The organism is Mesorhizobium sp. LSHC420B00 (assembly GCF_000503055.1).
In the GTDB taxonomy this organism is placed as follows: domain Bacteria; phylum Pseudomonadota; class Alphaproteobacteria; order Rhizobiales; family Rhizobiaceae; genus Mesorhizobium.
Map to the genome: position 1 here is coordinate 79,081 of NZ_AYVY01000008.1, position 12,871 is coordinate 91,951.

A 12,871-nucleotide genomic window follows, 5' to 3' on the forward strand; every position below is an offset into this window, starting at 1 on the left:
TCCACGTGAATTTTGTTTCGGGCCGTGCCAGATTGGCCCGAAGCGGGAGGAAGACACTCCTGCCTGACGCCGAATGCCTGCCGGAGAACCGGGCCGGCATGCGGTGCATAATGGACAAATAACCGACAGGGGTGTGGATCACATGAAACGTATCGTACTCGGCCTCATGGCCGCAGCTGCAATGGTTCTTCCGGCCTTCGCCGCGGACATTCAACCCGCGCTTCTCTATGATCTCGGCGGCAAGTTCGACAAGTCGTTCAACGAGGCGTCCTTCCACGGCGCCGAAAAGTTCAAGACCGAGACCGGCATCCCCTATGTGGAATTCGAGGTCAGCAACGCCACCCAGCGCGAGCAGGCGCTGCGCCGTTTCGCCGAGGACGGCCGCAATCCGATCGTCATGGCGGGCTTCTCCTGGTCGGATGCGCTTGACAAGATTGCCACGGAATTCCCCGAGACCAAATTCGCCATCATCGACATGGTCGTCGACAAGCCCAATGTCCGCTCCCTCGTCTACAAAGAGCAGGAAGGCTCCTATCTCGTCGGCGTGATGGCGGCGATGGCTTCGAAGTCGAAGAAGGTCGGCTTTATCGGCGGCATGGATATTCCGCTGATCCGCAGATTCGGCTGCGGCTTTGTCGGCGGCGCCAAAGCGGCCGGCGCCACCGACGTCATCCAGAACATGACCGGCGATACGCCCGCAGCCTGGAACGATCCCGCCAAGGGCGGCGAGATCGCCAAGACGCAGATCGACCAGGGCGCCGACGTGATCTATGCTGCGGCTGGCGGCACCGGTGTCGGTGTGCTGCAGGCGGCGGCCGACGCGGGCAAGCTCGGCATCGGTGTCGATTCCAACCAGAACGGCTTGCAGCCCGGCAAGGTGCTGACCTCCATGGTCAAGCGTGTCGACGTTGCCGTCTACAACACCTTCATGGATGCCAAGGACGGCAAGTTCACGGCCGGCATCAACGATCTCGGCCTCAAGGAAGGCGGCGTCGACTACGCCATGGACGACAACAACAAGGCGCTTGTCGACGATGCGATGAAGGCAGCGGTCGAAAAGGCCAAGGCCGACATCATCGCCGGCACCATCAAGGTGCACGACTACATGTCGGACAATGCCTGCCCGTATTGATCGACAGACATTGCTGAGCTGACGAGCCGCCGGGTGAAAGCCCGGCGGTTTTGCATTGTCAGGCCGCTCACCAGTGCGGCGGCTTAGTCACCGGCACGTCGGGTGCGGCCTGTTCCTCCAGCGCCAGGAAGCGCTCGGCCAGCGCGTCGAGCTTGCGCTGCATGCGCTCGATCACCTTCCACTGCTCGGCGATCTGGCCGGACAGTTCCTCGATGGTCTTCTCCTGCTCGGCGGCGCGGATTTCCAGCGTCGTCAGCCGGTCGTCGGGCATGGTCATTTGAAATCCTCGATCAGGCGATTGTGCAGGGTGCGGCCACGTTGGAAATTGACAAGCATGACGGGATTTGTCGAGAGTGAACCGTGCTCCGGCCAATTGGCACAGACCCAATTGGCACAGACTGGGCGTCATGCTAGGCGTTTGACCAAGCGGTAAAAAAATAACAGTGGGAACAGGCTGCATGGCGCAAGCCGCAATCGAGCTGATCGGCATCGACAAGAGCTTTGGCGCCGTGCGCGCCAACCGCGACATCAATCTGGAAATTACGCGCGGCACCATCCATGGCATCGTCGGCGAAAACGGCGCCGGCAAGTCGACGCTGATGTCGATCCTTTACGGCTTCTACCAGGCCGACAGCGGCGAAATCCGTGTCGGCGGCCAGCCGGCATCGATCAAGACACCGAACGATGCGATCGCGCTCGGCATCGGCATGGTGCATCAGCACTTCATGCTGGTCGACAATTTCTCGGTGCTGGAAAATGTCATTCTCGGCGCCGAAAGCGATGCGCTGCTGAAGAAAAGCATCGCCAAGGCGCGTTCCGAGCTGGAGCGGCTCGAGCGCGAATACGGGCTCGAAGTCGATCCGGACGCGATCATCGAGGAGTTGCCGGTCGGCCTGCAGCAGCGCGTCGAAATCCTCAAGGCGCTCTATCGCGGCGCCGAGATCCTGATCCTCGACGAGCCGACCGGCGTGCTGACGCCGGCCGAAGCCGACCATCTGTTCCGCATCCTCAGGCAGTTGAAGGAGCAGGGCAAGACGATCGTGCTGATCACCCACAAGCTGCGCGAGATCATGGCGATCACCGACACGGTCTCGGTGATGCGCCAGGGCACCATGGTGGCGACACGCGAAACCAGGAAGACCACGGTCGAGGAGCTGGCCGAGCTGATGGTCGGCCGGCGCGTGCTGCTGCGCGTCGAGAAAGGCGAGGCGAAGGCCGGCGGCGTCAAGCTCGCGGTCAAGAACCTGACGGTCAAGGATTCCCGCGGCGTCACCATGGTCGACGACGTCTCCTTCGATATCCATGCCGGCGAGATCGTCGGCATTGCCGGCGTCGCCGGCAACGGACAATCCGAACTGCTCGAGGCGATTTCCGGCATCAGGCGCGCCGTTTCGGGTTCGGTCACGTTGGACGGCAAGCCGATCGACCTCACCGGCGCCGCCGATCCCGGTGAACTGCGCGAGCGCGGCCTTGCCCATGTGCCGGAGGACCGCCATCATGTCGGCCTGGTGCTGGCCTTCGAGGAGAACGAGAATTCGATCCTCGGCTACCAGGACGACGAGCGCTATCTGAAGGGGCCGTTTCTCGACATCGACGCCATCCGTAACGATGCCAGGGACAAGATCGTCAAATACGACATCCGACCGGCGGACTGCCGCCTCAAGACCGCCAATTTCTCCGGCGGCAACCAGCAGAAGATCGTGCTGGCGCGGGAAATGGAGCAGGATCCCGGCGTGCTGATCGTCGGCCAGCCGACGCGCGGCGTCGATGTCGGCGCCATCGAATTCATCCACAAGCGCCTAATCGCGATGCGCGACCAGGGCAAGGCGGTGCTGGTGGTTTCGGTCGAGCTCGACGAAATCCGCTCGCTTTCCGACCGCATTCTGGTGATGTTTGCCGGCCGCATCGTCGGCGAGCGCGGCCCCGACGCGACCGAGGGCGAACTCGGCCTGCTGATGGCCGGCGTCGAGCACCGGGAGGCCGCGGAATGAGCACTCCCTATGCCAAGCTGCCGGCCTGGGCCGATTATGTGCTGATCCCGCTGATCAATCTGTTCGTCGCCTTCGTCGTTGCCGGTTTCGTCGTCATATTGGTCGGCGAGAACCCGCTGCGTGCTGCGGTCATCCTGGTCGAGGGTGCCTTCGGTCGCGGCCAAGGCATCGCGTTCACGCTTTTCTATGCCACCACCTTCATCTTCAGCGGGCTGTCGGTGGCGGTTGCGGCGCATTGCGGCCTGTTCAACATCGGTGGCGAGGGCCAGGGCTATCTCGCCGGTCTCGGCATCGGCATCGTTTGCCTGGCCTTCGACAGCGTGCTGCCTTGGTGGCTGACCTTCCCGATCGCCATTATCGCCGCCGCGGCGATGGGCGCGCTGTGGGCGCTGATCCCGGCCTATCTGCAGGCCAAGCGCGGCTCGCACATCGTCATCACCACCATCATGTTCAATTTCATCGCCGCCAGCGTCATGGTCTATGCGCTGGTGGGCATGCTGAAGCCGCCCGGCTCGATGGCNGTTCAATTTCATCGCCGCCAGCGTCATGGTCTATGCGCTGGTGGGCATGCTGAAGCCGCCCGGCTCGATGGCGCCGCAGACGCGCACCTTCCTCGAAGGCGCACAATTGCCGAAGCTCAACTGGATCATCGAATTGTTCGGCGCCAAAATCCGTTCGGCGCCGTTCAACGTCAGCTCGCTGCTGGCGCTGGCCATGGCCTTTCTGGTGTGGGTCCTGATCTGGCGCACCAAGCTCGGCTACGAGATGCGTACCTACGGCCACAGCCCGAAAGCGGCGCGCTATGCCGGGATTTCGGAAATCCGCATCATCATCATTGCGATGATGATCTCGGGCGCGCTGGCCGGCATGATGGCGCTCAACCCGACGATGGGCGACCAGCACAATGTCGCGCTCGAATTCGTTTCGGGCGCCGGTTTCGTCGGCATCGCGGTGGCGCTGATGGGGCGACTGCACCCGGTCGGCATCGTGCTTGCCGCAATCCTGTTCGGCATGCTCTACCAGGGCGGCGCCGAGCTCGCCTTCGAGATGCCGGCGATCAGCCGCGACATGATCGTCATCATCCAGGGCCTGGTCATCCTGTTCGCCGGCGCGCTCGAGCATATGTTCCGGCCCTATGTCCAGGCGCTGTTCGCCTCGCTCAGCCCGAGATCGGTCGGCATGGAAGCGGTCAAGGGGAAGGGCGCCTGAGATGGATTTCTTCAACGCCATCGTACAGGTCCTGGACTCGACCATCCGTCTGTCGGTCCCCTTGCTGCTCGCCTGCCTCGCCGGCCTCTATTCAGAGCGGGCCGGCGTCTTCGACATCGGGCTCGAAGGCAAGATGCTGGTTGGCGCCTTCGCCGGTGCCGCCGCCGCCTCGGTCTTCCACTCGGCTTATGTCGGCCTCGGCATGGCCATACTCATCTCGGTCGCCTTCGCGCTGATCCATGGCTTTGCCTCGATCACCCATCGCGGCAACCAGATCGTTTCCGGCGTCGCGATCAATTTCATCGCCGCCGGATCGACGATCATGCTCGGCCAGGCCTGGTTCCAGCAAGGCGGGCGCACGCCGGCGCTGGCCGCCGGCGAGCGCTTCGAGACAATCATCTGGCCGGGCGCGGATGCGCTCAGGAGCGTGCCGATCCTCGGGCCGATCTATTCGGAACTCATCTCCGGCCACTCAGTGCTGGTCTATCTCGCCTTCCTGGCCGTGCCGTTCACCTGGTGGGTGCTGTTCCGCACCCGCTTCGGCTTGCGCCTGCGCGCCGTCGGCGAGAACCCGGCCGCGGTCGATACCGCCGGCATATCGGTCGCCTGGCTGCGCTATCGGGCGCTGATCTGCACCGGCGTGCTCACCGGCATTGCAGGTGCCTACCTGTCGATGGTGCAGAATGGCGGCTTCGTGAAGGACATGACCGCCGGCAAGGGCTACATCGCGCTGGCCGCGCTGATCTTCGCCAAATGGAAACCGGTCAACGCCATGTTCGCCTGCCTGCTGTTCGGCTTCCTCGACGCGGCGTCGATCCGCCTGCAAGGCACGCCGCTGCCGCTGATCGGCAAGGTGCCGGTGCAATTCATGCAGGCGCTGCCCTATGTGCTGACCGTCATCCTGCTTGCAGGCTTCATCGGCAAGGCAATCCCGCCGCGTGCCGGCGGCGTGCCTTATGTCAAGGAACGCTGATTTATCATGGCTCGTGATCTGTTCGAAGCGGCGAAAGCCGCCATGGCCAAGGCCTATGCGCCCTATTCGAAATTTCCGGTCGGCGCGGCGTTGCGCACCGAGGACGGCCGTGTCTTCACCGGCGCCAATGTCGAGATCGCGTCCTATCCGGAGGGCTGGTGCGCCGAAACCACCGCGCTCGGCCACTACATCATGGGTGGCGGCGGCAAGATTACGGAAATCGCCGTGATCGCCGAACGCGTGGCAAAATGCTCGCCCTGCGGCGGCTGCCGGCAGCGGCTGGCTGAATTCTGCCGGCCGGAAACGAAGTTCTATCTCTGCGATGATAGCGGCGTGGTCGAGACCGTGACCATGGGCGAGTTGCTGCCATACGGCTTCCAGGGCGATGTGTTGAAATGAAGGAAGCACTCGATCACCTCGTCGAAAGGCTGGACGGGCTGGCGCCGACCACTGCGCTGGTGCTGGGATCGGGGCTTGGCGGGCTTGTCGACAAGGTCGAGGATGCGGTGCGCATTTCCTATGCCGACTTGCAGGGCTTCCCCAGAAGCGGCGTCAGCGGCCATGCCGGCGAGGTGGTGGCGGGGCTCTTTGCCGGCACGCCGGTGCTGATGCTGTCCGGTCGCGCACACTATTACGAGCACGGCAACGCGGCGGCGATGCGGCCTGCACTCGAGGTGCTCGCCGGCCTCGGCATCTCCAGGCTGATCCTCACCAACGCCGCCGGTTCGGTCGATCCCGGGATGGGCCCGGGCTCGGTGATGCTGATCACCGACCACATCAATTTCTCAGGCTCCAACCCGCTGATCGGCGAGCCGAGCGACCGCCGCTTCGTCGGCCTGACCGAAGCATACGACGCCGGTCTCCGCTCCGCCATCGAGCAAGCCGCGAAGGCCACCGGTACCAGGCTGCACAAGGGCGTCTACATGTGGTTCTCCGGCCCATGCTTCGAGACGCCGGCCGAGATCCGCATGGCTCGCATCATGGGCGCCAACGCGGTCGGCATGTCGACGGTGCCGGAGGTCATTCTCGCCCGCTTCCTCGGGCTGCGCGTCGCAGCCTGTTCGGTCGTCACCAACCTTGCCGCCGGCATGACCGGAGCCGAGCTGTCGCACCAGGAGACCAAGGACATGGCGCCGGTCGGCGGCGCGCGGCTGGCGACCATTCTGCAGCGTGTTTTTCAGGACGGGCTTCCGGAGCACAGGGTAGACGCCTGATGCTTCCCCAGGAAATCATCCGCCGCAAGCGCGACGGTCAAAAACTCTCGGCTGAGGAGATATCGGCTTTCATCGAGGGCCTGACCGCCCGCACCGTTACCGACGCGCAGGTCGGCGCCTTCGCCATGGCGGTGTTCTTCAACGGTATGAGCCGCGACGAGGTGGTGGCGCTGACTATGGCGATGCGCGATTCCGGCGATGTGCTCGACTGGTCGGATCTGCCCGGCCCGGTCACCGACAAGCATTCGACGGGCGGCGTCGGCGACAATGTCTCCTTGATGCTGGCACCGATCGTCGCTGCCTGCGGCGCCTATGTGCCGATGATTTCCGGCAGGGGCCTCGGCCATACCGGCGGCACGCTGGACAAGATGGATGCCATCCCCGGCTACATCAGCCAGCCGGATGTTGCACGCTTCCGCAAGACCGTGCTCGAAACCGGCTGCGCCATCATCGGCCAGACCGCCGACCTCGCACCCGCCGACGCCAGGCTCTACGCCATCCGCGATGTGACGGGAACGGTGGAATCGGTGCCGCTGATCACCGCTTCGATCCTGTCGAAGAAGCTGGCGGCCGGCATCAATTCGCTGGTGCTCGACGTCAAGGTCGGCAACGGCGCTTTCATGGAGAAATCGCGCGATGCAACGGTGCTGGCCAACAGCCTGGTCGACGTCGCCAATGGCGCCGGCCTTAGGGCCTCGGCGCTGGTCACCGGCATGAACGAGCCGCTGGCGTCCGCTGCCGGCAATGCGGTCGAGGTGCGCAACGCCGTCGACTTCCTCACCGGCCGCTTCCGCGACCGGCGGCTGGAGGAAGTGACGCTGGCGCTGGCCGCCGAGATGCTGCAATCGGCAGGCCTGGTGCCGTCCAACCAGGACGGCCTGCGTCGCGCCGCCGAGACGCTGGCCGGCGGTCGCGCCGCTGCCATCTTCGCGCGCATGGTGGCGGCACTTGGCGGTCCCGCCGATTTCATCGAGAATCCGGAAAAATATCTGCCGAAAGCGGCAACGGAATTCGCCGTCAAGGCGAGCGCGAACGGCTTTGTCACCGGCATAGCAACCCGCGAGATCGGGCTTGCCGTGGTCGGGCTTGGCGGCGGGCGGACGCGGCCGGACGACAGGATCGATCACGCCGTCGGCGTCACCAGGCTGCTGCCGGTCGGCGCTGAAGTGCGGACCGGCGAGGCGCTGGCGCTGGTCCATGCCCGCAATGCCGGGGATGCCGAGGCGGCCGCGGCCGCCGTGCTTTCGGCCTATACGATCGGGACTTCCAAACCGGCCGCGGAGAAAACCGTCATCCGGCGGATCCTGCCGCGCTGATAGTCACTGAACCAGCAGCAGCGTGCCGTCTTCGACCTGATATTTTTCGAGCCGCTGCAGAAAGCTCATGCCGATCAGGTTGGTGTGCAGCGCCCTGTCGTCGAGTACGACGGCCTCGACGCCCTCGACGGTGATCCGGCCGATCTGCAGGCGGTCGATCGTCACCACGGCGGCCTTGATCGCACCGTTGGCGGTGTTGACCTGATGGCTGAAGTCGGTCGAATTGAGCGAGATGCCGATCCTGCGCGCAGTCGAGCTGTTGATGGCGACGAGCGTCGCACCGGTATCGATCATGCCTTCGATCTGGCGGCCGTTCAACTTGAAGACCGACATGAAATGCCCGCGCGCGTCCGCGGTGACGACGACCTTGCGGCCGAGCGGCTGCGGCGTCGCCGGCCTGTCCGGGACGGCGGCGAGGTTCAGGTCGGTTTGGGTGTCGGCCGGCTTGGCTCCGATGGCGGATTTCAACAGCCGCTCGATCGTCTGTGGATTCGACTGATAGACGATCGGCAGCGATGCCGACGTTCCGGCAAACACGCCAAGGATGAGAAGCTTGCGCAGCATGGACCGGCCTTTGTGGTTGCCGATCCTTAGTCCGACAAGGTGTTTGCCGCTTTAACGAATGCGGAAACCAGCCGTTTGCGTAAACAATCGGTAAACGGACCTATTTGGTGCCGTACATACGGTCGCCGGCATCGCCGAGGCCGGGCATGATGTAGCCCTTCTCGTTGAGTTGGCGGTCGATGGAAGCGGTGAAGACCGGAACATCGGGATGCGCCTGGGTAAAACGCTCGAGGCCCTCTGGTGCCGCCAACAGGCAGAGGAAGCGGATGTTGGTGGCGCCGCGGCCTTTCAGCTTGTCGATCGCCGCGATCGCCGAATTGGCGGTCGCCAGCATCGGATCGACGACGATCACCAGCCGGTCGGCGAGGTCGCCCGGCGCCTTGAAGAAATATTCGACCGCTTCCAGCGTCTCATGGTCGCGGTAGAGGCCGATATGGGCGACACGCGCCGCCGGCACCAGATCGAGCAGGCCTTCGAGCAAGCCGTTGCCGGCGCGCAGCACAGAGGCGAAGACGAGTTTCTTGCCCTCCAGCGTCGGCGCCTCCATCGTCTCGATCGGCGTCTCGATCGTCGTCGTGGTCAGTTCGAGGTTGCGGGTGACCTCATAGCCGAGCAGTAGCGAGATCTCGCGCAGCAGCCGCCGGAACCCGGCCGTCGAGGTTTCCTTCTTGCGCATGATGGTCAGCTTGTGCTGGACAAGCGGATGGTCGACGACGGTGACGCCCTTCATGGTGTTCTCCGAACTGCGCAGGTGAATAGTGAATGGTGTATGGTGAATAGTGAATAGTGAACTGGTTTGCGAGTCCTTGGTTGCGCGGAAAAACTCGCGGTTGACGGACCGAAGCGCCAGGCTCGCAATTCACCATTCACCTGCCCTTGGCGCCGAGCCTGCCCAGCAGCGCCGCCCTGGTCTTCCTGTCGACGAAAGCTGCCTCGATGGCCGTCCTGGTGACGGCGGTGAGCGCCTTGTCATCCATCGCAAAATGTTCGGCGGCGATGTCGTATTCGCGCTTCAGCGAGGTCCAGAAATAGGGTGGGTCGTCGGAGTTGAGCGTCACCTTGCAGCCCGCCGCCCTCAAAGCAGGAAAGGGATGGTTGGCGAAGCTGTCGAAGATTTTCAGGGCGATGTTGGAGCCGGGGCAGCATTCGAGCACGACGCCTTCGTCGGCGATGCGCCGCACGAGATCGGGGTTCTCGATGGCGCGCACGCCGTGGCCGATGCGAGAGGGGCGGATATGGTCGAGTGCCGCCTCGACGCTCTCCCAGCCCATCAATTCGCCTGCGTGCACGGTGATGCCGAGGCCGGCCTCGCGGGCGATCTCGAAGGCCCTGACATAATCTTCCAAATCGCCAATCCGCTCGTCGCCGGCGACGCCGAAGCCGGTGACCAGCGGATGCCCGCTGCGGGCGGCGAAACGCGCCGCCCGCTCGATCGATTCGACACCGAAATTGCGCACGCCGGTGACGATCATGCGGCCTTCGATGCCGGTCTTCGCCTTGGCGCGGGCCATGCCTTCGCCGAGCGCATCGGTATAGGCCTTCGGCGACAGCCCGGCCTTGCCGGCATGGTCGGGCGAGGTGAAAACCTCGGAATAGATGGCGCCGTCGCGGGCGAGGCTGGTCAGGTAGTGATCGGCCAGCCGCGCATAATCTTCTTCGGTGCGGAACAGGTCGGAGGAGAAGTCGTAGGCGGCGAGGAAGGAGGTGAAATCGTGCCAGGCGAAGGAGCCGTCCCGGATGTAGGGCGAGGCATCCCTGCCGTATTTCTCGGCCTGGCGGAGGACGAGTTCAGGCGCCGCTGCCCCTTCGATGTGGCAGTGCAGTTCTGCTTTCAAAGGCATTCAATTATCCCGTCAGGCTTTTTCTTATGACGCAGGTTCTTGTCGGAAAACCGTGCGACGCTTTTCCGGAACCTGCTTCGAAGCGCGGCCGAACACCGCGCCTTAAACAATAGCGCCCGCACCATCGATCGGCTATGGTCCCGCCGATTTTATGGCGGATCAAAACGATGTCGGTTGAAAGAACCACGGCTGCGGGCGGCATGGAAACCTCCTATGGTTTCAAGCGGGTAGGGCCAGGCGACAAGCAGCCCCTGGTCAATGATGTTTTCCACAAGGTGGCGAACCGCTACGACCTGATGAACGACCTGATGTCGGCCGGGTTGCATCGGTTGTGGAAGGACGCCATGGTCGCCTGGCTCAATCCACCGAAGCGGCCGGGCTGGCGCGTTCTCGACGTTGCCGGCGGCACCGGCGACGTCGCCTTCCGCATCGTCGGGGCGAGCGGCAGGCATGCCCATGCAACGGTTCTCGACATCAACGGCTCGATGCTCGCCGTCGGCCGCGACCGAGCCGAGAAAAAGGGCCTGTCGGCAAATACCGATTTCGTCGAGGCCAATGCCGAGGAACTGCCTTTTGCCGACGCTACTTTCGATGCCTACACCATTGCTTTCGGCATCCGCAACGTGCCGCGTATCGATGTGGCGCTTGCCGAAGCCTATCGCGTGCTGAAGCCTGGCGGGCGCTTTCTCTGCCTTGAATTTTCCGAGGTCGAGATGCCGCTGCTCGACAAGGTCTATGAGGCATGGTCGTTCAACGCCATCCCGCGGATCGGCAAGGCGGTGACCGGCGACGGCGAGCCCTACTCCTATCTGGTCGAATCGATCCGCAAATTTCCCAATCAGCAGAATTTCGCGGCGATGATCTCGCGCGCGGGCTTCGAGCGCGCCTCATTCCGCAACTATTCCGGCGGCATCGCCGCGCTTCATTCGGGCTGGAAGCTTTGAGGCTGGCCCGCATTTTCATAGCCCGACGTGCCTTTCGCCAGTTCAGGAAACCGGCAAGGCAAAGCCAGCCATGAGCAGCATAGGCGCTGGTTTCAGGCTCGTGCGGGCCGGCTGGGTGCTGGTCCGCGAGGGTGTCATCGCGGCGTTGCCCGGCGACGAACTCTTCGGCCTGCCGAAATTCGGCTGGCGCATGGCCCGGCTGTTCACCCGTCGCCGCGCGCTTGCCTACGAGCGCGGCGACCGGCTGGCCAAGGCGGTCGTGCGGCTCGGCCCATCCTACGTCAAGCTCGGCCAGTTCCTGGCGACGCGGCCGGACGTCGTCGGCAACGACATAGCGCTCGATCTCGCCATGCTGCAGGACAAGATGCAGACATTTCCGAAAGCCGAAGCCATAGCGGCAATAGAGGCCTCGCTCGGACGCAAGGTCGGCGAGCTCTATGCCAGTTTTGGCGAGGCCGTCGCCGCCGCCTCGATCGCCCAGGTCCATACCGCCGAAACCCTGCAGGACGGCGTCGTTACCCGGGTGGCGGTGAAGGTCATCCGGCCGGGCGTGCGCCGCCGCTTCTTTCGCGATCTCGAGAGCTATTTCCTCGCCGCCCGGCTGCAGGAAAAATATATCCCGTCGTCGCGCCGGCTGCGGCCGGTCGAGGTGACGGAGACGCTGGCCCAGACCACCAAGATCGAAATGGATTTGAGGCTGGAGGCGGCGGCTTTTTCGGAACTCGGCGAGAACACCAAGGACGATCCCGGCTTTCGCGTGCCGTCGGTCGACTGGGAGCGCACCGGCCGCGACGTGCTGACCATGGAATGGGTCGACGGCATCAAGTTGAACGATATTGCCGGCCTCGCCGCCGCCGGCCACGACCTGAAGGCGATTGCCGCCAACCTGGTCCAGTCGTTCCTGCGCCATACGCTGCGTGACGGTTTCTTCCATGCCGACATGCATCCGGGCAACCTCTTCGTCGAGGCCGATGGCACCATCGTCGCCGTCGATCTCGGCATTGCCGGCCGGCTCGGCAGGAAGGAGCGCCGCTTCCTCGCCGAAATCCTCTACGGCTTCATCACGCGCGATTACCAGCGCGTCGCCGAGGTGCATTTCGAGGCTGGCTACGTGCCGCGCCAGCACAATGTCGCAGCTTTCGCCCAGGCGATCCGGGCGATCGGCGAACCGATCCACGGCCAGCCGGCCGAGACCATCTCGATGGCCAAGCTGCTGACGCTGCTGTTCGAGGTGACCGAGCTCTTCGACATGGCGACGCGATCCGAGCTGGTGCTGCTGCAGAAGACCATGGTCGTTGTCGAGGGCGTCGCCCGCACCCTCGACCCGGCCTTCAACATGTGGAAGACGTCGGAACCTGTGGTCAGCGGCTGGATTGCCCGCAATCTCGGCCCGCGCGCTTTGCTGGCCGATGCGCGCGACGGCGCCAACGCGCTGCTGGCGCTGGCCCGCCAGGCGCCGGACCTCGCCGCCCGCACCGAGCGGCTGTCGCGCGAGATCGACCTGATGGCCGAACACGGCCTGCGCTTCGACGAAAGGACCGCGCACGCGATCGGCAAGGCCGAGGCGCGCTACACCCGCTCCGGCCGGCTCGCGCTGTGGGTAATCGCATTGACGCTGGTGTACATCGCCTGGAAGCTGCTCTGATTGCAATGACAGCAGTGCTGTCATTGCAAGCACGCTGCTTGT

At 64.1% G+C, this 12,871-nt stretch carries 12 protein-coding genes and 1 pseudogene; 9 read left to right on the forward strand and 4 right to left on the reverse strand.

What is annotated here, in order from left to right; translation table 11 throughout:
* The first annotated feature begins 142 nt into the window (after window positions 1-142).
* On the forward strand, window positions 143-1,132 hold the full coding sequence (locus tag X760_RS53590; protein ID WP_023719004.1) for a BMP family ABC transporter substrate-binding protein: 990 nt from the start codon (window positions 143-145) through the stop codon (window positions 1,130-1,132).
* A gap of 67 nt (window positions 1,133-1,199) precedes the next feature.
* On the opposite strand, the gene X760_RS53595 is transcribed toward X760_RS53590, so the two are convergent.
* Window positions 1,200-1,409 (reverse strand): SlyX family protein, encoded by a 210-nt coding sequence (locus X760_RS53595; protein WP_031194007.1) that lies wholly within the window; start codon window positions 1,407-1,409, stop codon window positions 1,200-1,202.
* 181 nt (window positions 1,410-1,590) lie between these two features.
* On the opposite strand from X760_RS53595, the gene X760_RS53600 reads away from it, so the two are divergent.
* The 6 genes and pseudogenes from X760_RS53600 (at window position 1,591) to deoA (ending at window position 7,835) form a co-directional block, all read left to right on the forward strand.
* The gene (locus tag X760_RS53600) at window positions 1,591-3,123 is read left to right on the forward strand and encodes an ABC transporter ATP-binding protein (protein WP_023719006.1); all 1,533 of its coding nucleotides are present in this window, start codon (window positions 1,591-1,593) and stop codon (window positions 3,121-3,123) included.
* Window positions 3,120-4,332 (forward strand): annotated as a pseudogene (locus X760_RS53605) (ABC transporter permease). The gene X760_RS53600 and the pseudogene X760_RS53605 overlap by 4 nt, the downstream one beginning before the upstream one ends.
* A 1-nt stretch (window position 4,333) precedes the next feature.
* Complete coding sequence (locus X760_RS53610) at window positions 4,334-5,305, forward strand: ABC transporter permease (RefSeq protein ID WP_023719007.1); 972 nt, start codon at window positions 4,334-4,336, stop codon at window positions 5,303-5,305.
* A gap of 6 nt (window positions 5,306-5,311) precedes the next feature.
* Window positions 5,312-5,704 carry a cytidine deaminase gene (gene cdd, locus X760_RS53615; RefSeq protein WP_023719008.1) on the forward strand — a complete coding sequence of 131 codons (393 nt, stop codon included), beginning with the start codon at window positions 5,312-5,314 and terminating at the stop codon, window positions 5,702-5,704.
* Window positions 5,701-6,519, forward strand: coding sequence for a purine-nucleoside phosphorylase (locus X760_RS53620; RefSeq protein WP_023719009.1), 819 nt, complete (start codon window positions 5,701-5,703; stop codon window positions 6,517-6,519). The genes cdd and X760_RS53620 overlap by 4 nt, the downstream gene beginning before the upstream one ends.
* Window positions 6,519-7,835 carry a thymidine phosphorylase gene (gene deoA, locus X760_RS53625; RefSeq protein ID WP_023719010.1) on the forward strand — a complete coding sequence of 439 codons (1,317 nt, stop codon included), beginning with the start codon at window positions 6,519-6,521 and terminating at the stop codon, window positions 7,833-7,835. The genes X760_RS53620 and deoA overlap by 1 nt, the downstream gene beginning before the upstream one ends.
* Window positions 7,836-7,838: 3 nt before the next feature.
* On the opposite strand, the gene X760_RS53630 is transcribed toward deoA, so the two are convergent.
* The 3 genes from X760_RS53630 to X760_RS53640 all read right to left on the reverse strand — a co-directional run bounded on the left by X760_RS53630 (window position 7,839) and on the right by X760_RS53640 (window position 10,240).
* Window positions 7,839-8,399: a TIGR02281 family clan AA aspartic protease gene (locus X760_RS53630; protein WP_023719011.1), complete on the reverse strand. Its 561-nt coding sequence runs from the start codon at window positions 8,397-8,399 to the stop codon at window positions 7,839-7,841.
* Window positions 8,400-8,499: 100 nt separating this feature from the next.
* Window positions 8,500-9,129, reverse strand: a complete 630-nt coding sequence (gene upp, locus X760_RS53635) for a uracil phosphoribosyltransferase (RefSeq protein WP_023675320.1) — start codon at window positions 9,127-9,129, stop codon at window positions 8,500-8,502.
* A 136-nt stretch (window positions 9,130-9,265) separates the two neighbouring features.
* Complete coding sequence (locus X760_RS53640) at window positions 9,266-10,240, reverse strand: adenosine deaminase (RefSeq protein WP_023719012.1); 975 nt, start codon at window positions 10,238-10,240, stop codon at window positions 9,266-9,268.
* A gap of 167 nt (window positions 10,241-10,407) precedes the next feature.
* On the opposite strand from X760_RS53640, the gene ubiE reads away from it, so the two are divergent.
* Both ubiE and ubiB read left to right on the forward strand, forming a co-directional pair.
* Window positions 10,408-11,184, forward strand: a complete 777-nt coding sequence (ubiE, locus tag X760_RS53645) for a bifunctional demethylmenaquinone methyltransferase/2-methoxy-6-polyprenyl-1,4-benzoquinol methylase UbiE (protein ID WP_023719013.1) — start codon at window positions 10,408-10,410, stop codon at window positions 11,182-11,184.
* Window positions 11,185-11,254: 70 nt separating this feature from the next.
* The gene (gene ubiB / locus X760_RS53650; RefSeq protein ID WP_023719014.1) at window positions 11,255-12,829 is read left to right on the forward strand and encodes a 2-polyprenylphenol 6-hydroxylase; all 1,575 of its coding nucleotides are present in this window, start codon (window positions 11,255-11,257) and stop codon (window positions 12,827-12,829) included.
* Window positions 12,830-12,871: the final 42 nt, after the last annotated feature.